The sequence below is a fragment of the Aminobacter sp. J41 genome, from assembly GCF_000526635.1.
Classification (GTDB): Bacteria; Pseudomonadota; Alphaproteobacteria; order Rhizobiales; family Rhizobiaceae; genus Aerobium.
In genome coordinates, this window is sequence record NZ_JAGL01000017.1 from 59,533 (window position 1) to 80,318 (window position 20,786).

The following is a 20,786-nucleotide window of genomic DNA, read 5'->3' on the forward strand; positions in this document are numbered from 1 at the left end:
AACCTGACCGGCCATCCCCCCTCCGGGATATTCAGATCACGATCACCGTCGCCCCCACCGGCACGCGGTCGTAGAGGTCGATCACGTCCTCGTTGCGCATGCGGATGCAGCCGGACGACACGTTGCCGCCGATCGTGTGCGGCTGATTGGTGCCATGAATGCGATAAAGTGTCGAGCCCAGATAAAGCGCTCGCGCGCCCAGCGGATTTTCGGGCCCGCCCTTCACGAAGGTCGGCAGGATGCGGCCCTTCTTCTTCTCGCGGGCGATCATTTCCGCAGGCGGGCGCCAGTCCGGCCACTCGGCCTTGCGCGTGACCTTGTGGGTGCCGGCCCACTCGAAGCCGGGCTTGCCGGTGCCGACGCCATAGCGGCGCGCCTTGCCGCCTTCCTCGACAAGATAGAGGAAGTGCTCGCGCGTATTGATGACGATCGTGCCTGGCTTGTGCGGGCCGTCATAATCGACGACCTGCGGCAGGAATTTTGGATCGATCTCCCGCGGCTTTGGGATGTCGCGCGGCGCGCTCGGCAGCGCGGCGGTCCGCACCTCGTCCGGCTTGCGCTCGCGGGCAACGACATTCGGCTTCGGCGTGGCACGCGAGCGCACAACCGGATCGGGCGCCACACGGACGCGGAGCGCAGGTGCCGGCTGCGGCTGGCGGCGGGGCTCTGCCCGGTGAACAGGGCGGCCCTGCGGGGCCCGCTGCAGCTGGATGACCCATGGCGCGGAAAGATCGGGACTGACGAGCAGCGGCGGCGCCTCCCGGTAGCGGTCGCTTGCTGCTGCCTGCTGCAAGCCAAGACCCGAGATCGCAGTCGCGATCAGGAAGGACAAAGTCAATCTCATGCGACGTACCCTCAAACCCATCGTCGTGACGCGGATTGTCAGGACAAGCGCCGCAAAAAGTGTGAACAACCTTCCATAAAATGCCGGCGATCGCATAAACCTTTCCGCATGGTTACCTTCGGGTTTCGCGGCTTGGTAAAGGAAGGATTGCGGGGATGAGCATCGGGGAGGGGCTGGTCGCAGGCGAGGATGGCGCGCTCCGCTGCGCGTGGCACGGCAACCTGCCGGACTATCTGCGCTATCACGACCAGGAATGGGGCCATCCGGTCGACAGCGATATCCGCCTGTTCGAAAAGCTCTGCCTCGAAGGTTTCCAGTCCGGCTTGTCCTGGCTGACGATCCTGCGCAAGCGAGAGAATTTCCGCGTCGCCTTCCACGGCTTCGACTTCCGCAAGCTGGCGGAAGAAGACGAGGCGGCCGCCATCGAGCGGAACCTGCAGGATGCCGGCATCGTCCGCCATCGCGGCAAGATCGCCTCGGTCTACAACAACGCCCGCCGCGCGGTGGAGCTCGCGGAAGAAAAGGGTTCTCTCGCGCGCTTCTTCTGGTCGTTGGAGCCGGGCCCGGACGAGCGGCCGCAGGTGCTCGACTGGGCGACGCTGCGCACCCTTGGCAAGACGCCGACCTCGATTCGCATCTCGAAGGAGCTGAAGAAGCGCGGCTGGAGCTTCGTCGGGCCGACCACCGTCTACGCCTTCATGCAGGCGATGGGGCTGGTCAACGATCACATCGAGGGCTGCGTCTGCCGCCCCCGAATCGAGGAGAAGCGCGCGGCTTTCCGCCGTCCCGTCTGACGCATGCACGCGAAAGCGGGTGACACCAGCGGCACGTTAAGCTAATTCCCTGACGCCGGCGGCGAGGCTGGTGATGACAGGAGAATGAGCGGGTTCATGGCGAATTTGATCGAGAGCTTGGACGACATCGCTGGGAACTATTCCGCTATCCTGTGTGACGTCTGGGGCGTGATCCACAACGGCGTCGCCTCCTTCCCTTCCGCGGTCGCGGCCCTGCAGCGGGCGCGCCAGAAGGGGCTTCCCGTCATCCTCATCACCAACGCGCCGCGCCCGAGCCCGGATGTGCGTGAGCAGATTGCCTCGCTCGGCGTACCGGACGATGCCTGGGACCGCATCATCACCTCGGGCGACGTGACGCGCGAGCTGATCCGCCACGCCCCGCGAAAAATCTTCCACATCGGCCCCGACCGCGACCTGACTCTCTATGACGGACTGGACGTCGAGATCGTCGAGGAGTTCGAGGCTGCCGCCGTCGTTTGCACCGGCCTGTTCGACGACAACACCGAGACGCCGGAAGATTATGCCGAGATGCTGCAGCGTCTGCGCATGCGCAACCTGCCGTTCATCTGCGCAAATCCGGATATCGTGGTCGAGCGCGGCGACAAGCTGATCTGGTGCGCGGGCGCCCTTGCGCGCGACTACGGCCAGCTTGGCGGCCGCACCGAGATCGCCGGCAAGCCGCACCGCCCGATCTACGAGGCAGCACTTGCCGCCGCGAGCGAGGTGCTCGGGCGCGAGGTCTCCCGCTCGGAAGCGGTCGCCATCGGCGACGGCGTCCTGACCGACGTCAAGGGCGGCGTGACCAACGGCATTGACGTCCTCTACGTCTCCGGCGGCATCCACGCCGCCGACTATGGCGACACGCTGTCCCCGGACCCGGTGCGTCTCGCAGCCTTCCTTGACAAGCATGGGTTCGCGCCGGTGGCCGTCATTCCACGCTTGAGATAGCTGATGACCGAAACTCGCATCCAGCGCATACCCTCGACGACTGCGCTGCCGGCAGCCTTGCGCGGCGGCGTCGTGGCAATCGGCAACTTTGACGGTGTGCATCGCGGGCATCAGGCCGTGCTGGAACGCGCGCTGGATGAGGCGCGCAGGAAGAACGTTCCGGCGCTGGTCCTGACCTTCGAGCCGCACCCGCGCGAGACCTTCAGGCCCGACACGCCGCTGTTTCGCCTCACCACAGCGCCGGTGCGCGCGCGGCTTCTCGAGGCGCTGGGCTTCGATGGCGTCGTCGAGCAGCACTTCGACCAGGAATTTTCCGCCTGCACCGCGACCCAGTTCGTCGAGCGGGTGCTGCTCAAGGAACTCGGCATCAGCCACGTCGTCACCGGCTACGACTTCCATTTTGGCAAAGGCCGCGAGGGAACCCCTGCCTTCCTGTTGGAGCAGGGCAACGCGCGCGGCTTTGGCGTGACGCTCGTCGACGCCTTCTGCGACGAGGGCTCCGGCGTGATCTCGTCGAGCCGCATCCGCGGTCTGCTGACAGAAGGCGATGTGACCCAAGCAGCCGGTCTGCTCGGCTACCGCTACACGGTCATGGCCGAGATCAGCCACGGCAAGAAGCTCGGCCGCGAGCTGGGGTTCCCCACAGCCAACATGGAGCTGGCAGTCAGCAACAGCCTGAAGCACGGCATCTACGCCGTGCGCCTGCGCCGTCCGGATGGCTCGCTGCATGACGGCGTTGCCAGCTTCGGCCGGCGTCCGACCGTCGATGATGACGGCGCGCCGCTGCTCGAAACCTTCGTGTTCGACTTTTCCGACAGCCTCTACGGCGAATGCTGCTCGGTGTCGTTCTTCGGCTATCTGCGCGGCGAGGTGAAGTTCGACGGGCTCGATCCGCTGATCGTGCAGATGAAACGCGACGAGGAGGAGGCGAGGGCGCTTCTTTCGGGCGTGACGCCCCTGTCGGAAATCGACCTCAAAATCGCGTTCTGACGTAACGTCGATTCATTCAAATTTTACTCAATCCGCGCAGTGCTGTGGGGCACCCCTTTGTATTGCGTAGGCGGGTTATCATGAAATTTGGAACTCTGATTTGCACCGTGGCCGTACTGGGCCTCGGCGTGGTCCAGGCATCGGCCCAGAACCTGTTTGAAGGCGACTGGTACCTCAAGGTCGGTGGCGCCATCATGTCGAAGCCGAAGTTCGACGGCGCGTCGAAGAACAAGTTCGCGTTCCAGCCGCTGATCTCGCTTGGCAAGTCCGGCGGCTCGGCTCGGTTCACCTCGCGCAACGACAACATTTCGCTGTCGCTGATCGACACCGGCACTTTCCGCGCCGGCGCAACCGGCAAGCTGATCTTCAAGCGCGACGAGGACGACCACCGTGACCTGCGCGGCCTGTCGCAGGTGAAGTTCGGTGGCGAGGCCGGCGCCTTCGCCGAAGTGTACCCGACCGACTTCGCCCGCGTCCGCGGCGAGGTACGCCATGGCATCCGCACCCACGACGCGGTCGTGCTCGACGTTGCCGCCGACGCCTTCTTCGACATGACCGACACCGTGCAGATTTCTGCCGGTCCGCGCATGTCCTTTGCGACGAAGGATTATTTCGAGACCTACTACGGCGTGAATGCAGCCGAGTCGGCTGCTTCGGGCCTTTCGGAGTACAAGCCTGGCGGCGGCATGAAGTCGTTCGGTGCGGGCGGCGCGGTCAACTGGCGCGCGACCGACGAGATCACCACCAGCGTCTTCCTCGAGTACGAGCGGCTGGTCGGCCCCGCCGCCAAGTCGAGCCTCGTGCGCGAGCGCGGATCGAAAAACCAGGTCACGGTCGGCGCTTCGGCGACCTACCGCTTTGATTTTTCGTTCCAGTAAGCGGCGCCTTCGGCGAATCGCCTCTTTATTCCCCGGTCAGGCTCGGCTAAAAGCGCGGGCCATGACCCAGCGCGCACCTATCTTCGCGTCGATACGAATTAGTGGCCCGGCTTTCCGGGCGGCCTGAAGGTCGCCGGAAGGTCCGGGATTCTTGCGCGTCTTCCACGCGCCCTGCCGTTTGACCATAGCCTTGCCCGCGAGCCGCTGCCCGGGCTGACGATGCGATGAGACCATGACCACCGCCGAAAAGATCGACTATTCGAAAACCCTCTATCTGCCGCAGACCGAGTTCCCGATGCGCGCCGGGCTACCGGAGAACGAGCCGAAGCTCGTTGAACGCTGGCAGAACATCAATCTTTACAAGAAGCTGCGCGAGAGCGCCGCTGGCCGTCCGCTCTACGTGCTGCACGACGGCCCTCCCTACGCCAACGGCAATATCCACATCGGCCACGCGCTGAACAAGGTGCTCAAGGACGTCATCACCCGCTCGTTCCAGATGCGCGGCTATGACTCCAACTATGTGCCGGGCTGGGACTGCCACGGCCTGCCGATCGAGTGGAAGATCGAGGAAAAGTACCGCGCAGCCGGCAAGAACAAGGACGAGGTTCCGGTCAACGAATTCCGCCAGGAATGCCGTGAATTCGCGCAGCACTGGATCGACGTGCAGACGGGGGAGTTCAAGCGTCTCGGCATCGAGGGCGATTTCGAGAAGCCCTACACGACGATGAACTTCCACGCCGAGGCGCGCATCGCAGGCGAGCTTCTGAAGTTCGCGATGTCGGGCCAGCTCTATCGCGGCTCGAAGCCGGTGATGTGGTCGGTGGTCGAGCGCACGGCGCTTGCCGAGGCCGAGGTCGAGTACCACGACTATGAGAGCGACACGATCTGGGTGAAGTTCCCGGTGGTCAGTGGTTCGGACGAACTCGCCGGCACCTATGTGGTGATCTGGACGACCACCCCGTGGACGATCCCCGGCAACCGCGCCGTCGCCTTTTCGCCGCGCATTGCCTATGGCCTCTACGAGGTTACCGCAGCCGAGAACGACTTTGGCCCGCAGCCGGGCGAGAAGCTGATCTTCGCCGACGCGCTCGCCGAAGAGTCCTTCGCCAAGGCCAAGCTGCAGTACAAGCGCCTGGCCGACGTCTCGGGCGAGACGCTCGGCGCGCTTGAACTCGCTCACCCGCTCAAGGGTCTTGGCGGCGGCTACGAATTCCGCGTGCCGATGCTGGCGGGCGACCATGTCACCGACGATGCCGGTACCGGCTTCGTCCACACCGCGCCGGGTCACGGCCGCGAGGACTTTGATGCCTGGATGGATGCGGCAAAGGATCTTTCCGCGCGCGGCATCGACACCCGCATCCCGTTCACGGTCGACGATGCCGGCTACTTCACCAAGGACGCGCCGGGCTTCGGTCCGGACCGCGAGGGCGGTGCCGCACGGGTCATCGACGACAACGGCAAGAAGGGCGATGCCAACAAGGCCGTCATCGAGGCGCTGATCGGCGCCAACATGCTGTTTGCCCGCGGCCGCCTGAAGCACTCCTACCCGCACTCCTGGCGCTCGAAGAAGCCGGTCATCTTCCGCAACACGCCGCAGTGGTTCGTCTACATGGACAAGGACCTCGGCGATGGCACCACGCTGCGCACCCGTGCGCTCAAGGCGATCGACGAGACCCGCTTCGTGCCGCCGGCAGGCCAGACGCGCCTGCGCGCCATGATCGAGGACCGTCCGGACTGGGTGCTGTCGCGCCAGCGGGCGTGGGGCGTGCCGATCTGCGTCTTCGTCGATGCCGACGGCAACGTGCTGAACGACGAAAAGGTCAACGCCCGCATCCTCGAGGCATTCGAGGCCGAGGGCGCCGATGCCTGGTTCGCAGAAGGTGCGCGCGAGCGCTTCCTGGGCGAGCGCGCCGGCGAGCCGTGGCAGATGGTGACGGACATTCTCGACGTCTGGTTCGACTCGGGCTCGACCCACACCTTCACGCTGGAAGATCGACCGGACCTCAAGTGGCCGGCCGACGTCTACCTCGAGGGTTCGGACCAGCACCGCGGCTGGTTCCACTCGTCGCTGCTCGAAAGCTGCGGCACCCGCGGCCGCGCGCCGTACAACGCGGTCATCACCCATGGCTTCACCATGGATGAGGAAGGCCGCAAGATGTCGAAGTCGCTCGGCAACACGGTCGTCCCGCAGGAAGTCATCAAGCAGTCGGGCGCCGATATCCTGCGCCTGTGGGTGATGACGACCGACTACTGGGAAGACCAGCGCCTCGGCAAGAACATCATCCAGACCAACGTCGACGCCTACCGCAAGATGCGCAACACTATCCGCTGGATGCTGGGCACGCTTGCGCATGACGAGGGCGAGGACGTGCCGCTGGCCGAGATGCCGGAGCTGGAGCGCCTGATGCTCCACCGCATCGCCGAGCTCGACGAGGTCGTGCGCAAGGGTTACGACGCATTCGACTTCAAGCGCGTCACCCGCGCGCTGATCGACTTCATGGTCGTCGAGCTGTCGGCCTTCTACTTCGACGTTCGCAAAGATGCGCTGTACTGCGACGCACCGTCGAGCATCCGCCGCAAGGCATCGATCGTTGTTGTCCGCCACCTGTTCGACAACCTCGTCACCTGGCTGGCGCCGATGCTGCCGTTCACGACCGAGGAAGCGTGGCTTGCCCGCTACCCGAACGCCGTGTCCGTGCATCTCGAGCAGTTCCGCGACATTCCCGCCGAGTGGAAGAACGAGGAGCTTGCCGCCAAGTGGCGCAAGGTCCGTCAGGTCCGCCGCGTCATCACCGGCGCGCTGGAAATCGAGCGGCGCGAGAAGCGCATCGGCTCGTCCCTCGAGGCTGCCCCGGTCGTCTATGTCACCGACGCGGAGCTGCGCGCCGCGATCGCCGACATCGACATGGCCGAGGTCTCGATCACCAGCGACATCACCATCCTCGACAGCGATGCGCCGGAAGGCGCGTTCACGCTCGACGATGTGAAGGGCGTTGCCGTCGTGCCGGCCATGGCGAAGGGCACCAAGTGCGCCCGTTCCTGGCGCTATACGACGGACGTGGGTTCCGATCCGGAGTTCCCGGACGTTTCGGCCCGCGACGCTGCGGCACTTCGCGAACTGAAGGCGCTCGGCCGCCTGTAGACAAATCCTCAGCGCGTTGTCCGCAATTGCGCTATGGGTTAGCTATAGGTTAAAAGGCGGCGCGGTGGTGCCGCCTTGTTGTCGCCGGATTGTCTGGCAAGAACAGGTCAGTTTAGGCGTTCAACGCCGGTTTGAGAGGCTGTGCAGTGAAGATCGATCGCATTGAGACGCGCGGGCGCATCCCGCTGATGATTGGCCTTTCCGCGTCCTGCGCTGCTGTTCTTCTGGCTGGCTGCATGTCCTCGCCGACCTACGGCACCGGAAAGACCGCCAACCAGCAGCTGATGGAAGACGTCACGGGCATCCTCGCGCTCGGTCCGCAGGACAAGCCGGACATCCGCTACACGCCGCGCGGCGAGCTGGTGCGTCCGCCCACCACCACGGTGCTGCCGGAGCCGCAGCAGGAAGTCGCTTCCGCCGAGAACCCGGCCTGGCCGGAATCGCCGGAGGAGCGCCGCCGCCGCATCCGCGCCGAGGCTGACGCCAACAACGGCGCAAGCCCGTCGGTCGTCAATACCAAGGACCAGCGCATCGAGCTGCAGCGCCGCATCCGCGAGGGCCAGCAGGGCGAGGCGACCAACCGCCGCTACCTCAGCGAACCGCCGCTCACCTACCGCCAGCCAGAGGCCGGCGCCGCCGCAGGTGACATCGGTGTCGACGAGGCCAAGAAGGCGCGCGATGCCAAGCGCGCTGCGGGTAAGTCGTCCTGGCGCGATTACGTTCCGTGGCTCTAGGCTGATTGCCTGACTACCGGCGCTGAACCTGTAGACTCAGCGCCTTTCCTTGAAAAAGGACTTCAGCATTTCGGCTGATCTGATTTCGCCGATGCCCGAATAAACTTCAGGCGCGTGATGGCAGGTCGGCAGGTTGTAGAGCCGCGCGCCGCTCACGACGGCACCGCCCTTTTCGTCAGCCGCACCGAAATAGAGCCGTCTAATCCGCGCAAACGAGATAGCAGCAGCGCACATCGGGCATGGTTCGAGGGTTACGTAGAGATCCGCGCCGGGCAGGCGCTCGCTCATTTCCTTGCCACAAGCCTCCCGGATGGCAAGGATTTCCGCATGGGCGGTCGGATCGTTCAGTTCCCTTGTCCGGTTGCCGCCGCTGCCGATAATCTGCCCGTCCAGAACCACGACGGCGCCGATCGGTACTTCTCCCCGCATGGCAGCGGCCTCCGCCTCGGCGAAGGCGGCATCCATGAAGGACACAGGTTTCATAGACAACGTGTCGATGACATTTCACTCGCAAGGGCCAACGTGCTCTGATAGTTACCCGCGCTGAAAGGCGATTGCCACCATGGTTGATGACAAAAACAAACCCGCCGGCGCAGGCGGAAAGGGGCGTGGCCCCAAGAAGCCGTTTGCCGGTGGGCGTAACGGCGACAAGAAGCCGTTCCAGCGCCAAGATGGCGCCAAGCGTGCCTTTGCCGGCAAGGACGGCAGCGCGCCGAGAAAGCCGCGCCCCGGCAAGCGCGAGCGCCAGGAAGAGGTGGCAGGCGCGGCTGGCGAGCGCCCGCGCTTCCAGAAGCGCGACGGCGACAAGCGTCCGGCCGCTGGCCGTGGCGGCGACAAGCCGCGTCCGTTCAAGCGTGACAATTTCCGGCGCGACAATGCAGATGCCCCAGCCGCGGCAGATGGCGGCGAGCGTATCGCCAAGCGCCTTGCGCGCGCGGGCATTGCCTCGCGTCGCGACGCCGAGGGCCTGATCGTCGACGGCCGCATCAAGGTGAATGGCAAGGTGCTGACCAGCCCGGCAGTCAACGTGAAGCCGACCGACAAGATCGAACTCGACGGCAAGGAAATCCCGCCGATCGAGCGCACGCGCCTGTTCCTGTTCCACAAGCCGGCCGGGGTGGTGACGACCAGTCGCGATCCGGAAGGCCGCAAGACCATCTTCGACGTGCTGCCGGAAGGGCTGCCGCGTCTCGTCACGGTCGGCCGCCTCGACATCAACACCGAGGGCCTGATCCTGCTCACCAATGATGGTGGTCTCGCCCGCGTGCTCGAGCTGCCGTCGACCGGCTGGCTGCGCCGCTACCGCGTGCGCGTCCACGGCAAGGTGGAGCCGAAGGCGCTCGAAGGCCTCAAGGACGGCATTGCCATCGACGGCGTGTTCTATGGTGCGATCGAGGCGACGCTCGACCGCGAGCAGGGCACCAACGCCTGGCTCACCGTTGGCTTCCGCGAAGGCAAGAACCGTGAGGTCAAGAACGTGATGGGCGCGCTCGGCCTCGAGGTGACGCGCCTGATTCGCGTCTCCTACGGTCCGTTCCAGCTGGGCGAGCTTGCCGAAGGCGAGATCCGCGAGCTGAAGGGCAAGGCACTGCGCGACCAGCTCGGCGAGCGTCTGATCCAGGAATCGGGCGCGAACTTCGACGCGCCGATCATCAACGTCTTCTCCAACAAGCCGGTATCCGCAAAGACCCAGCAGCAGGAAGAGAAGGCGGCGGAGCCGGTCGAGCGACCGAACCGTAAGCGCGAGCGCGAGCAGAAGCGCGAGGACGCACTTGGCCGTCTCGACACGCGCAAGCCGCCGCGCGCCGGTGGCGACAGGAGCGCAGGCGCCGGCAGAGGTGCAGGTGCCGGCAGGAAGCCGTCGCGCCGCCGCGAGGATGAGATCGTCGAACAGCGTCCGCGCAAAGCCAATGTCTGGATGGCGCCGGGGGCGCGTCCCGTCGGCGAAAAGAAGGCGTCGGAGCTTTCCGAGCGCCGCTATGCCGGCAAGCCGCGCCCGCAGGGCAAGTCAGGGAAGCCGGGCAAGCCGGCGGGCGGTCGCCCGTTCAAGCCGGGTTCCGGCCCGCGCAAGCCGCGCGGCGACAAGTAAATCCAGAGGGAAGAAGCGGGGCAGGCGATGCGGATCGTTGGCGGGGATATGCGTGGACGGGCGCTGGCAACACCTCGTTCCAGCGCCATCCGCCCGACGACCGATCGCACCCGCGAGGCGGTGTTCAACGTCATCGCCCATAGCTATCCGGAGCATCTCGAGGGCGTGCGCGTCCTCGACCTGTTCGCGGGCACCGGGGCACTCGGCCTCGAGGCGCTGTCGCGCGGGGCTTCCTACTGCGTCTTCGTCGAGGAATCGGCGGAAGGACGCGGCCTCATCCGCACCAATGTCGAGACCTTCGGCCTGCAGGGCCGGACAAAGATCTTCCGGCGCGATGCGACGACGCTCGGCAGCGCCGGAACGCTGCAGCCGTTCAAGCTCGTCTTCGCCGACCCGCCCTACGGCAAAGGATTTGGCGAACTTGCCCTGGCTGAGGCCATCAAGGGTGGCTGGCTCGAGCCTGACGCGCTGATCGTGGTGGAAGAAGCTTCCGCCACGCCTTTCCAGCCGGTTGCGGGCCTGAAGCTCGTCGATCGCCGCGACTACGGCGACACGACGGTCACGTTCTGCCGCAACGCCTGACTTTCGTCACTCTTCGCCGCGAAGACGGTGGCAGTCGCGCGGGGATAGGCGCGCGACGGTGGAGGCGCTATGTCTTCCATGGCGTCAGCAGAAGGAAGATCAGATGAATTTGATTCCCGGCGCGGTGCGGCGAGCCGCAATCGCAGCGGTCTTCATGACAGTGCCCGTCACTGCATTTTCCGAGCAGGCACCCAGCGTAGATTATTTCAGCCTCGACAACGGGCTTGAGGTTGTCGTCATTCCCGACCGGCGCGCGCCGGTGGTCACGCACATGCTCTGGTATAAGGTGGGCAGCGCCGACGAGGATCCGGGCAAGTCCGGCATCGCCCACTTCTTCGAGCACCTGATGTTCAAGGGCACGACCAACCACGCCCCTGGCGAGTTCTCCGCGCGCGTGGCAGAGGTTGGCGGCCGCGAGAACGCCTTCACCTCCTACGACTACACCGCCTATTACCAGCAGGTCGCGCCGACCGAGCTGCGCACCATGATGGAGTTCGAGGCCGACCGCATGGTCAATCTCGTCCTCACCGACGAGGTGATCGGGCCCGAGCGCGACGTCATCATCGAGGAGCGCAACTCGCGGGTCGAGAACGATCCGTCGTCACTTCTGAGTGAAGAGGTTTCGGCGACCCTCTACCAGAACCATCCCTATCGCATCCCGGTGATCGGCTGGATGCACGAGATCGAGCAGCTGAACCGCGAGGACGCGATCGACTTCTACAAACGCTACTACGCGCCCAACAACGCGGTGCTGGTCGTCGCCGGCGACGTCGATCCCGGCGAAGTGCGCGAGATGGCGACCGAGATCTATGGCAAAATCCCGCGTGGTCCCAAGCTCGAGGAGCGCGTGCGCCCAACCGAGCCGGAGCAGAACACCAAGCGTACCGTCCAGCTGACGGACGACCGCGTCGCGGTGCCGAGCTTCTCCAAGCGCTGGGTGGTGCCGTCGTACCGTACCGCCGAGCCGGGCGAGGCCGAGGCGCTGGACATCTTTTCCGAAGTTCTTGGCGGCGGCCTGCGCAGCCGCATCTATCAGGAACTGATCGTCAAGCAGGGCATCGCTTCGTCGGCTGGGGCGTTCTACCAGGGCGTCTCGCTCGACGACACCAGCTTCGGCGTTTACGGCTCGCCGCGCGGCGAGGCGACGCTCGAACAGGTCGAGAAGGCGATCGATGCCGAGATCGCTAAGATCGTGGACGAGGGAGTTACGCAAGACGAGGTCGAAAAGGCTAAGAAGCGTTACCTCCGCTCGATGATCTTTGCCCGCGACGACCAGTCCGGCATGGCGCGCATCTACGGTTCGGCCCTGACCACGGGCAGCACCGTCGAGGACGTCGCCAAGTGGACCGACAGGATCCGCGAAGTCACCCCCGAGGCAGTGCAGAAGGTGGCGAAGAAGTACCTCGATGACCGGCGCTCGGTTGCCGGCTACTTGCTGCCCGAGGAGGCGAACTGATGGCGAGCATTATGATGAAGAACAGGCAGGGCACGAGCCGCCTGACGCAGCTTTGCGCGACTGTCCTGCTCGCGGTCGCCTTCGTGACCATGCCGGCGGTGCTGGCCGCGCGTGCGGGCGTCGACATCCAGGAGGTGAAGTCCGACAGCGGCGTGACCGCGTGGCTGGTCGAAGACTATACGGTCCCGATCATCACCGTTCGCTTCGCCTTCAAGGGTGGTACCACGCAGGACCCTGCCGGCAAGGAAGGCATCGCCAACCTGATGACCGGCCTGTTTGATGAGGGTGCGGGCGACCTAGACTCTGACGCCTTCCAGCAGCGCCTCGATGAGGTCGGCGCCGAGATGAGCTTCAGCGCGACGCGCGATGCCATCTACGGCCAGATGCGCATGCTGGCCGAGGAGCGCGACAACGCGTTTGACCTCTTGCGCCTTGCGGTCAACTCGCCGCGCTTCGACCAGCAGCCAGTCGACCGTATCCGTGCCCAGCTCAACACCCAGATCCAACGCGCGCTGCGCGATCCGAACGAGCAGGGCATGGAGAAGTTTGCCAAGGCGCTCTACGGCGACCACCCTTACGCCCGCCGCTCGGATGGCAGGCTGGAGTCGCTTGGCTCGGTGACACCGGACGACCTGCATGCACTCCACAAGCGCATCTTCGCTCGTTCGAACCTGCATGTCGCCGTCGTTGGCGCCATTGATGCCGAGACGCTGAAAAAGGAACTCGACCGCGTGTTTGGTCCGCTGCCGCAGGACCCGGATCTCGTGCCGATCGAGCGTACGCAGCCGAAGCTCGGCCAGGTGGTGCACCATCCGTACAACCTGCCGCAGGCGACGCTGCAGCTGGTCTATCCCGGCCTCGAACGCGAGGATCCGGAGTTCTTTGCCGCCTACATCATGAACCATGTTCTTGGCGGCGGCACCTTCTCGTCGCGCCTGTTCAACGAGGTGCGCGAAAAGCGCGGCCTTGCTTATGGCGTCGGCTCCGGCCTGCAGACTTCCGATTATTCGGATGCGCTGGTGATCGGCACCTCGACCCGCGCCGACCGGGCTGAGGAAGCGCTCGCGGTCATGCGCGAGACGATCTCAAAGCTCGCCGAGGAAGGCATTACCGAGGACGAGCTGACTACCTCGAAGACATATCTGATCGGCGCTTACCCGATCAACAACCTCGACTCCTCGTCCGCCGTTGCCTCCACGCTGCTTGAGCTGCAGCGCGACAACCTCGGCATCGACTACATCGACCGCCGCGTCGGCTATATCGAGGCGGTGACGAAGGAACAGGTGAAGGCCGCCGCGCAGCGCCTGCTGAAGTCGGAGCCCGCCATCCTCATCATCGGACCGGAGCTGAAGAAGGAAGAGTAGATGGACGCACGGCCGCGCGACCCCACCTTCGCTATCGCTTTCGGCGGCGGAGGCGCGCGCGGCCTTGCGCACATCCACATCGCCGAAACGCTGGATGAGCTCGGCATTCGCCCGGTTGCGATTGCCGGCTCGTCGATCGGTGCCATCGTCGGCGCGGGCGTTGCCGCCGGCATGAGCGGCCGCGAAATCCGCGAGTATACGGTCGAAACCCTCGGGCGGCCGGCCGAAGTGGCGGCAAGGGTCTGGCGCTCGCGTCCCAGCAACATCGCCGGGGTGTTCGGCGGTGGCGTGCGCATCGGCCAGTTCGACATTTCGCGCATCCTGCGGGCCTTCCTGCCCGCGGCATTGCCCGAACGCTTCGAGGATCTGACGATCCCGCTCGCGGTGACGGCGACCGACTTCTACGGCAATGAGGAGATCGTCTTCGACAGCGGCGAGCTTTTGCCGGCCGTGGCCGCATCGGCGGCGGTACCCGGCATCTTCCGGCCGGTCGAGCGCGGCGAGCAGCTCTTGATCGACGGCGGCATTTCCAACCCGGTGCCGTTCGACCTTTTGATGGACAAGGCCGACATCGTCATCGCCATCGATGTCGTCGGCACGCCTAACCCCAACCGCGAGGGACGCCCCGGCTCGATCGATCTGGTGTTAGGCGCGGGCCAGATCATGATGCAGTCGATCACCTCGCTGAAGCTGCAGCGCTCGCGCCCGCACATCATGCTGCGCCCGCCGGTGTCGAAATTCCGCATCCTCGACTTCCTGAAGGTAAAGCAGGTGCTGGAGGAGACGGCGGCGATCCGCGACGAGCTCAAGTTCGCCATCGAGCAGGCTGTCGAGCGCTTCAACGCCGAGGACCTTGCCTGAAGCCGGTGCTTTCGGCGCGGAGCAACCGTCCGGGCCATTGCATCCGGGCGGCCCGGGCCATAGATGGAAAGATAATCCCGCCTAGCCCTTCCGGGCGCAGATGAGAGTGACAATGAGCGGACCTATCAATTCAAGCAGCCTCGTTGATCTCGTGGCGCGCCTCGTGGAAGCTGGGCGCAAGGCAGGCGCCGTTGCGTGTGATGCTGTCGCCATTCGCTCGCGCTCAACCAGCGTCTCCGTCCGCCTCGGCAAGGTCGAGGGAACCGAGTCGTCCGAAAGCGACGACGTCGCCCTGCGCGTCTTCGTCGGCAAGCGGGTGGCAAGCGTGTCCGCAAACGCGTCCGCCGATGTGAACAGGCTCGCCGAGCGCGCCGTCGCCATGGCACAGGCCTCGCCTGAAGATCCCTACCAGGGGCTCGCCGACGAAGCGCTGCTTGCCCGCGCGCCGAAGGATCTCGACCTGTTCGACGCGACTGAGGTTTCCGCCGACCGGCTGCGCGAGGACGCGCTGGCGATGGAAGAGGCGGCCCTTGCCGTGAACGGCGTCACCAACTCCGGCGGCGCCGGAGCCTCGGCCGGCATGGGCGGGCTGGTGCTTGCCACCTCACACGGCTTCCTCGGCCAGTACATGGCGACCCGCTTCACGCGTTCGGTCAGCGTCCTCGCAGGCGAGGGCACCGGCATGGAGCGCGACTACGACTATTCCTCGCGGCTGCACTTTGCCGACCTCGACGCCAGCGCCGAGATCGGCAAGCGTGCGGGCGAGCGCGCGGTGCGCCGCCTTGGCGCGCGCAAGGTGAAGACCGGCCCGGTTACCGTCATTTACGATCCGCGCGTGGCGCGCGGCATTGCCGGACATCTGGCCGGTGCGATCAACGGCGCCTCTGTTGCCCGCAAGACCAGCTTCCTGCGCGACCGCATGGGCCAGCAGGTGGCTTCCGCCGCCATCACCGTCACCGACGAGCCGCTGAAGATCCGCGGCCAGTCCTCGCGTCCGTTCGACGGCGAGGGTATTGAAGGCCAAAAGCTGACGATGATCGACCGGGGCGTCCTGAACCACTGGTTCCTGTCGTCATCGGCCGCACGCGAGCTAGGCCTCGTCACCAACGGCCGCGGTTCGCGTTCGGCGTCTTCCGTATCGCCGTCCTCGACCAACCTTGCGATCGAGCCGGGCGAGCAGTCGCCGGAAGAGATGATCCGCTCGCTCAAGTCCGGCTTCTACGTCACCGAGGTGTTCGGGCAGGGCGTCGACATGGTGACGGGCGACTATTCGCGCGGCGCGTCGGGCTTCTGGATCGAAAACGGCGACCTGGCCTTCCCGGTCGCCGAGGTCACCATCGCGGCAAACCTCAAGGACATGTTCATGAACATGCTTCCCGCGAACGACCTCGACCGCAACTACGGCACCGCCGCTCCCACACTCCTGATCGAGGGCATGACGCTTGCCGGCGAATGACGCACTTCTGGCCGACCTTGAGGCAGATCTCCGGCTGATCCGGGATGCGGCGCGCGAAGCCGGCGAAATCGCCATGCGCCACTTCCGCAACGATCCCGAGACCTGGTTCAAGGAAGGCTCCTCGCCGGTCAGCGAAGCCGACATCGCCGTCGATGAATTCCTTCGGCGCGAACTTTTGTCGGCGCGGTCGGACTATGGCTGGCTCTCCGAGGAAACCGCCGACAACCGCGAGCGCCTGAAGGCGCGCCGCACCTTCGTGGTCGATCCGATCGACGGCACCCGTGCCTTTATCGAGGGCAAGCCGACTTGGTGCGTGTCGATCGCGGTAGTCGAAAATGGCATCTCGCTGGTGGGCGTGCTCGACTGTCCGGCCAAGCAGGAAATCTACGAGGCGACGCTGGCGAGCGATGCGCTGCTGAACGGCGAGAAGATCACTGTCTCAGCCAATCCCGTCGAGCCTCGCATCGCGGGCCCAAAGCAGATGATCTCGCTCGCTCCTCCCTATATCCGCCAGGGGCCGGTTATCCCTTACGTGCCGTCGCTGGCCTACCGCATCGCGATGGTCGCGAACGGGCAGCTCGACGCTACCTTCGTCAAGCCGAACTCGCATGACTGGGACCTTGCCGCTGCCGACGTGATCCTGCGCCGGGCGGGCGGAAAGGTGCTCGACACCAACGGGGCCGCACCGCTCTACGCGGGCGAAAATCCGCGTCATGGCGCGCTGGTGGCAGGTAGCGGCAAGCTTCTGGGTGATATGGCCGGAGTGATTTCCGGCATGGAATCCTAGCGATTCGACTGTTGCCCAATTGGTGACATTTGGACGTGATGTTACCTAAATGGTTACATATTTGCGCAAATTGATTCCGATCCAGCGCGCGGGCAATCCCTGTTCGCCTGGCAACCTCAATCAACCGGCGGGCGTTATTCATCATGGCTGATGAGAAAGAAAACAAACAGCTTTTGCACCTCGTATTCGGCGGCGAGTTGAAGTCGCTTTCCGGCACGGAGTTCCGGAACGTGAATGAGCTCGACATCGTCGGGATCTATCCGGACTACAAGTCGGCGGAAGTCGCATGGAAGGCGAAGGCGCAGGCGACCGTCGACAACGCGCACATGCGCTACTTCATCGTGCATCTGCACCGTCTGCTCGACCCGCAGACAGCCTGAGGCGTGCACCAGCGGATGAGAGAGAATTTGCCGTCAGCGGAAGTGACCGCGCACACCCAGGAGAAACGCAGCAAGCGTCCCCTGAAGCGCTTCTGGCAGAAGGTACGTCACCCTCTGACCAAGTCGCCGTTCGCGCGCACCGTGCTGACTTATCTCATCACATTCGCCGTCAAGCTGGTCTACAAGACCAACCGCATTGCCCGGGATTCCGATGACGTCGAGCTGGCGATCACCAAATACTCGCCGGCGATCGCGGCGCTGTGGCATGGCCAGCACCTGCTGGCCCCGGCCTTCAATCCGCGCAGGAACAAGATCGTCGCGCTGTTTTCCCGCAGCGCCGACGCGGAGCTGAATGCCCGCGTTGCCGAAAAGCTCGGCTTCGGTGTCGTGCGCGGCTCGGGCGGCCGACAGGACGCAGCCTCGGCAGGCAAGGGCGGCGCGCGTGCGCTGTTGGCGCTCAAGAAGACGCTGGACCAGGGCATCAATGTCGCGATGATCGCCGACATCCCGCACGGCACGCCCCGTTCTGCTGGCCTCGGCATCGTGACGCTGGCAAAGCATTCCGGCCGGCCGATCCTGCCGGTCGCGATTGCCACAAGCCGCCGCAAGGTGCTTGAAAGGAGCTGGGACAAGACGACGATCAACCTGCCGTTCGGCAGGCAGGCGATCGCGCTGGGAGAACCGATCCATGTGCCACCGGAGGCCGACGAGGCAATGATGGAAGCGAAACGCCTCGAGGTGACGGCGGCGCTGAACGCGGTTACCGAGCGCGCCTACAGACTGGTCGACAATCCGCGATGAGCGAGCGCTGGGCACGGTTCATCCTCGGGGCCTACCGCTGGGCCGGCGCTGCCGCCTACCCGATGGTCGGCGGCTACGTTGCCTTGCGCGCCTCCAAGGGCAAGGAAGACCGCAGCCGCCGCCGGGAGCGCTATGGCCGTGCGAGCCACGACCGGCCCGATGGCCCACTGATCTGGGTGCATGCGGCGAGCGTCGGCGAGACCATTGCCGTGACGCCGCTGATCCGCGAGATCCACAGCTACGGCATCAACATCATCCTGACGACCGGCACGGTAACTTCCGCGCAGGTCGTGCAGGAGCGGCTCGCCGACGTCGTCATCCACCAGTACGTGCCGCTTGACCTGAAACCGGCGATCAGCCGCTTCCTCGACCACTGGACCCCGGATCTTGCCATCATCGCCGAGTCCGAAATCTGGCCGATGACGATCATGGAGCTCGGCCGGCGCCGCATCCCGCAGGTGCTGGTGAACGGCCGCATGTCCGACCGCTCCTTTGCAAGCTGGAGCCGCCGCAGCTATCTCGCCGAGGCACTGTTCGAGAATTTCGCGCATGTCGTCGCCCAATCGGACACCGATGCCGAGCGCTTCCATACGCTCGGCGCGCGCCCTGTCTCCGTCTCCGGTAACCTCAAGGTCGACACCGTTCCGCCGCCGGTCAACGAGGCCGAGCTGCAGCGCCTGCGCCGCTCGATCGGCGAGCGCAAGACCTGGGCCGCCGTTTCCACCCACGACGGCGAGGAGGCCGCAGCCTCGGAAGTTCACCGGCTGGTGCGCACCCGTCATCCGGACCTTCTGACGATCATCGTCCCGCGCCATCCCGACCGCGCCGACGCCATCGAGGAAGCATGTGCTGCGATGGGGCAGTCGGTTGCCCGCCGCAGCCGGCGTGACGAAATCACCGACGAGACGGACATTTTCCTTGGCGACACCATCGGCGAGATGGGGCTCTACCTGCGCCTCACCGAGATCGCATTCGTGGGCCGCTCGCTGACCGCACAAGGCGGCCAGAACCCGCTCGAGCCTGCCATGCTCGGCACGGCGGTGCTGTCGGGCCGCAACGTCCAGAATTTCCGCGAGTCCTACCAGAAGCTCGCCGCAGCCGGTGCCGCCCGCTTCGTTCGCGACAAGGAGGTGCTGGCGGGTGCCGTCAACTACCTCCTGATCAACGATGCCGAGCGCGAGAAGATGATGCAGGCAGGCATAAGCACCGTCGAGGAAATGCGCGGTGCGCTGGTCAAGACACTGCAGGCGCTGCAGCCCTACATCGACCCGCTCATCGTCCAGTCGCGCCTCGGCGCGGGTTCCCATGGCGGGCGCTGACGGCGGATGGTGAGCGAGGCGCCTCCCTTCTGGTGGACGAAGGCCGATTGGCGCGCATGGGCGCTGTGGCCAGCATCGGCCATCTATGGCGCAGTCGCCCGCAAGCGCCTCGTCAATGCAAAGCGCGAGAAGATGCAGGCGCCGGTGCTCTGCGTCGGCAACCTGACGGTCGGCGGCTCGGGCAAGACGCCGGTCGCCGTGGCGCTGGCAAAGACGGCGCGGGAGATGGGCCTCAACCCCGGCATCCTGTCACGCGGCCATGGCGGGTCGGTCGGCCCGCATCCGCATCTCGTCGATCCGCATCATGACAGCGCCCGCCATGTCGGCGACGAACCGCTGCTTCTCGCACGCGCCGCACCCGTCGCGGTGACGCCTGATCGTGCTGCGGGCGCTCGGCTGCTGATCAACCACGGCTGCGACCTGCTCATTATGGATGACGGCTTCCAGAGCGCGCGCATTCACATCGACTATGCGCTGATCGTCGTCGATGCGCGGCGCGGGATCGGCAACGGCCACACTATTCCCGGCGGTCCGATGCGCGCGCCGCTGATCGACCAGATGCGCTTTGCCGATGGCGTGCTGAAAATGGGCAAGGGCAACGCCGCCGACATCGTCGTCCGCCAGGCCGCACGTGCCGGCCGCCCGTTCTTCCAGGCGTCCGTTAAGCCGTTTTATCCCGAGGGGCTGGCTGGCTCGCGCTGCCTTGCCTATGCCGGCATCGGCGATCCGTCAAAATTCTTCGACACGGTCCGCGGTTCAGGCGCGGAACTCGTGGTCGCGAAGTCCTTCGGCGACCACTACTTCTTCAGCGAGTTCGACGCGCAGGAACTTCTGTCCACTGCCGACGAGCAAGGGCTGGAGGTGGTTACGACCGCGAAGGACTACGTGCGCCTCGATCATTCGGGCCCGGCGCTGGAGGAATTGCGCCGGCGCTCGAAGGTGATCGAAATCGAGGCCGTGTTCGAGCTGGATCGGGCGCCGCGAACGATCATCCAGTCGACGCTCGAAGCCTGGCGCCGCCGGCGGCTCGGCAATTAATTGGAGGTAGGGCGTCAGCCCTTGCGGCGCTGGCGCAGCTCCGGGTTCATCTCGAGCTCGCGCTGCAGCGAGACCTCGGCATTCACGTAAGGCTCCTGCCGCGCGACGCTCCAGTACTTCAGCTCGTCGATCGGAATGATCTCGCCGGTGACGGCGCAGCGAACGAACGAACCGGGCGTCAGGACCTGAAAGTCGCCGTCCAGATAGCGAATACGTGCTTCCTTGCCGCCAGGGCCTTCAAAACGGTTCATCATTCTGCGTCACCTTTCTGAGAGCCTTCCACCACCAAAGCGCCTCGCGGTCAAGCTTCCGGCTTCTCAGTT

Annotated in this window: 20 protein-coding genes; 17 read left to right on the forward strand and 3 right to left on the reverse strand. The window is 65.3% G+C overall.

Translation table 11 applies throughout. The features are described 5' to 3' along the window. Positions 1–31: 31 nt before the first annotated feature. Positions 32–844 carry a L,D-transpeptidase gene (locus L630_RS0112775; protein ID WP_024848644.1) on the reverse strand — a complete coding sequence of 271 codons (813 nt, stop codon included), beginning with the start codon at positions 842–844 and terminating at the stop codon, positions 32–34. 155 nt (positions 845–999) lie between these two features. On the opposite strand from L630_RS0112775, the gene L630_RS0112780 reads away from it, so the two are divergent. From L630_RS0112780 to L630_RS0112805, 6 genes are all read left to right on the forward strand, one after another. Next, a complete protein-coding gene (locus tag L630_RS0112780; RefSeq protein WP_024848645.1) occupies positions 1,000–1,638 on the forward strand; it encodes a DNA-3-methyladenine glycosylase I in 639 nt (212 codons plus the stop codon). A 96-nt stretch (positions 1,639–1,734) separates the two neighbouring features. After that, a complete protein-coding gene (locus L630_RS0112785) occupies positions 1,735–2,586 on the forward strand; it encodes a TIGR01459 family HAD-type hydrolase (protein ID WP_245263727.1) in 852 nt (283 codons plus the stop codon). A 3-nt stretch (positions 2,587–2,589) separates the two neighbouring features. After that, positions 2,590–3,576 (forward strand): bifunctional riboflavin kinase/FAD synthetase, encoded by a 987-nt coding sequence (locus L630_RS0112790; protein WP_024848647.1) that lies wholly within the window; start codon positions 2,590–2,592, stop codon positions 3,574–3,576. A gap of 80 nt (positions 3,577–3,656) precedes the next feature. Further along, positions 3,657–4,454 (forward strand): MipA/OmpV family protein, encoded by a 798-nt coding sequence (locus tag L630_RS0112795; RefSeq protein ID WP_024848648.1) that lies wholly within the window; start codon positions 3,657–3,659, stop codon positions 4,452–4,454. A gap of 232 nt (positions 4,455–4,686) precedes the next feature. Next, positions 4,687–7,596 (forward strand): isoleucine--tRNA ligase, encoded by a 2,910-nt coding sequence (ileS, locus tag L630_RS0112800; RefSeq protein WP_024848649.1) that lies wholly within the window; start codon positions 4,687–4,689, stop codon positions 7,594–7,596. A gap of 188 nt (positions 7,597–7,784) precedes the next feature. Continuing rightward, a complete protein-coding gene (locus L630_RS0112805; RefSeq protein WP_034330272.1) occupies positions 7,785–8,330 on the forward strand; it encodes a hypothetical protein in 546 nt (181 codons plus the stop codon). A 36-nt stretch (positions 8,331–8,366) separates the two neighbouring features. Here the strand turns inward: L630_RS0112805 and L630_RS0112810 are convergent, their stop codons facing one another. After that, a complete protein-coding gene (locus tag L630_RS0112810) occupies positions 8,367–8,813 on the reverse strand; it encodes a nucleoside deaminase (protein ID WP_024848651.1) in 447 nt (148 codons plus the stop codon). A 79-nt stretch (positions 8,814–8,892) separates the two neighbouring features. On the opposite strand from L630_RS0112810, the gene L630_RS21435 reads away from it, so the two are divergent. From L630_RS21435 to lpxK, 11 genes are all read left to right on the forward strand, one after another. Continuing rightward, entirely contained in the window at positions 8,893–10,419 is a 1,527-nt protein-coding gene (locus L630_RS21435) for a pseudouridine synthase (RefSeq protein ID WP_051473244.1), read from the forward strand. A 27-nt stretch (positions 10,420–10,446) separates the two neighbouring features. Further along, positions 10,447–11,001, forward strand: a complete 555-nt coding sequence (gene rsmD, locus L630_RS0112820) for a 16S rRNA (guanine(966)-N(2))-methyltransferase RsmD (RefSeq protein ID WP_024848652.1) — start codon at positions 10,447–10,449, stop codon at positions 10,999–11,001. Between the two features lie 154 nt (positions 11,002–11,155). Then, positions 11,156–12,457, forward strand: a complete 1,302-nt coding sequence (locus L630_RS0112825; RefSeq protein ID WP_245263728.1) for a pitrilysin family protein — start codon at positions 11,156–11,158, stop codon at positions 12,455–12,457. Beyond that, the gene (locus L630_RS0112830) at positions 12,457–13,821 is read left to right on the forward strand and encodes a pitrilysin family protein (RefSeq protein WP_084465979.1); all 1,365 of its coding nucleotides are present in this window, start codon (positions 12,457–12,459) and stop codon (positions 13,819–13,821) included. The genes L630_RS0112825 and L630_RS0112830 overlap by 1 nt, the downstream gene beginning before the upstream one ends. Then, a complete protein-coding gene (locus tag L630_RS0112835; protein ID WP_024848655.1) occupies positions 13,822–14,682 on the forward strand; it encodes a patatin-like phospholipase family protein in 861 nt (286 codons plus the stop codon). It abuts the gene before it with no gap. Between the two features lie 112 nt (positions 14,683–14,794). Beyond that, entirely contained in the window at positions 14,795–16,138 is a 1,344-nt protein-coding gene (locus tag L630_RS0112840; protein ID WP_024848656.1) for a TldD/PmbA family protein, read from the forward strand. Then, positions 16,125–16,925 (forward strand): 3'(2'),5'-bisphosphate nucleotidase CysQ, encoded by an 801-nt coding sequence (locus L630_RS0112845; protein ID WP_024848657.1) that lies wholly within the window; start codon positions 16,125–16,127, stop codon positions 16,923–16,925. The genes L630_RS0112840 and L630_RS0112845 overlap by 14 nt, the downstream gene beginning before the upstream one ends. Positions 16,926–17,068: 143 nt before the next feature. Further along, positions 17,069–17,305 (forward strand): DUF4170 domain-containing protein, encoded by a 237-nt coding sequence (locus tag L630_RS21440; RefSeq protein ID WP_034330257.1) that lies wholly within the window; start codon positions 17,069–17,071, stop codon positions 17,303–17,305. Between the two features lie 15 nt (positions 17,306–17,320). Next, positions 17,321–18,106: a lysophospholipid acyltransferase family protein gene (locus L630_RS0112855; RefSeq protein ID WP_024848670.1), complete on the forward strand. Its 786-nt coding sequence runs from the start codon at positions 17,321–17,323 to the stop codon at positions 18,104–18,106. Further along, positions 18,103–19,425, forward strand: a complete 1,323-nt coding sequence (gene waaA / locus L630_RS0112860; RefSeq protein ID WP_024848658.1) for a lipid IV(A) 3-deoxy-D-manno-octulosonic acid transferase — start codon at positions 18,103–18,105, stop codon at positions 19,423–19,425. Before L630_RS0112855 ends, waaA begins: the two co-directional genes overlap by 4 nt. A gap of 6 nt (positions 19,426–19,431) precedes the next feature. After that, a complete protein-coding gene (lpxK, locus tag L630_RS0112865; protein WP_024848659.1) occupies positions 19,432–20,463 on the forward strand; it encodes a tetraacyldisaccharide 4'-kinase in 1,032 nt (343 codons plus the stop codon). 14 nt (positions 20,464–20,477) lie between these two features. Here the strand turns inward: lpxK and L630_RS0112870 are convergent, their stop codons facing one another. Beyond that, entirely contained in the window at positions 20,478–20,717 is a 240-nt protein-coding gene (locus L630_RS0112870; RefSeq protein ID WP_024848660.1) for a DUF2093 domain-containing protein, read from the reverse strand. Between the last annotated feature and the right edge of the window lie 69 nt (positions 20,718–20,786).

Excerpts from the sequence above, each read along its gene's own strand:
- L630_RS0112855 (WP_024848670.1), top strand. The coding sequence starts at position 17,321 with ATGAGAGAGAATTTGCCGTCAGCGGAAGTGACCGCGCACACCCAGGAG.
- L630_RS0112775 (WP_024848644.1), bottom strand. The coding sequence starts at position 844 with ATGAGATTGACTTTGTCCTTCCTGATCGCGACTGCGATCTCGGGTCTT.
- L630_RS0112825 (WP_245263728.1), top strand. The coding sequence starts at position 11,156 with ATGACAGTGCCCGTCACTGCATTTTCCGAGCAGGCACCCAGCGTAGAT.
- lpxK (WP_024848659.1), top strand. The coding sequence starts at position 19,432 with ATGGTGAGCGAGGCGCCTCCCTTCTGGTGGACGAAGGCCGATTGGCGC.
- L630_RS0112810 (WP_024848651.1), bottom strand. The coding sequence starts at position 8,813 with ATGAAACCTGTGTCCTTCATGGATGCCGCCTTCGCCGAGGCGGAGGCC.
- L630_RS0112830 (WP_084465979.1), top strand. The coding sequence starts at position 12,457 with ATGGCGAGCATTATGATGAAGAACAGGCAGGGCACGAGCCGCCTGACG.
- rsmD (WP_024848652.1), top strand. The coding sequence starts at position 10,447 with ATGCGGATCGTTGGCGGGGATATGCGTGGACGGGCGCTGGCAACACCT.
- L630_RS0112870 (WP_024848660.1), bottom strand. The coding sequence starts at position 20,717 with ATGATGAACCGTTTTGAAGGCCCTGGCGGCAAGGAAGCACGTATTCGC.
- L630_RS0112780 (WP_024848645.1), top strand. The coding sequence starts at position 1,000 with ATGAGCATCGGGGAGGGGCTGGTCGCAGGCGAGGATGGCGCGCTCCGC.
- L630_RS0112835 (WP_024848655.1), top strand. The coding sequence starts at position 13,822 with ATGGACGCACGGCCGCGCGACCCCACCTTCGCTATCGCTTTCGGCGGC.
- L630_RS0112785 (WP_245263727.1), top strand. The coding sequence starts at position 1,735 with ATGGCGAATTTGATCGAGAGCTTGGACGACATCGCTGGGAACTATTCC.
- L630_RS0112795 (WP_024848648.1), top strand. The coding sequence starts at position 3,657 with ATGAAATTTGGAACTCTGATTTGCACCGTGGCCGTACTGGGCCTCGGC.
- L630_RS21435 (WP_051473244.1), top strand. The coding sequence starts at position 8,893 with ATGGTTGATGACAAAAACAAACCCGCCGGCGCAGGCGGAAAGGGGCGT.
- waaA (WP_024848658.1), top strand. The coding sequence starts at position 18,103 with ATGAGCGAGCGCTGGGCACGGTTCATCCTCGGGGCCTACCGCTGGGCC.
- L630_RS0112840 (WP_024848656.1), top strand. The coding sequence starts at position 14,795 with ATGAGCGGACCTATCAATTCAAGCAGCCTCGTTGATCTCGTGGCGCGC.
- L630_RS21440 (WP_034330257.1), top strand. The coding sequence starts at position 17,069 with ATGGCTGATGAGAAAGAAAACAAACAGCTTTTGCACCTCGTATTCGGC.
- L630_RS0112805 (WP_034330272.1), top strand. The coding sequence starts at position 7,785 with ATGATTGGCCTTTCCGCGTCCTGCGCTGCTGTTCTTCTGGCTGGCTGC.
- L630_RS0112790 (WP_024848647.1), top strand. The coding sequence starts at position 2,590 with ATGACCGAAACTCGCATCCAGCGCATACCCTCGACGACTGCGCTGCCG.
- ileS (WP_024848649.1), top strand. The coding sequence starts at position 4,687 with ATGACCACCGCCGAAAAGATCGACTATTCGAAAACCCTCTATCTGCCG.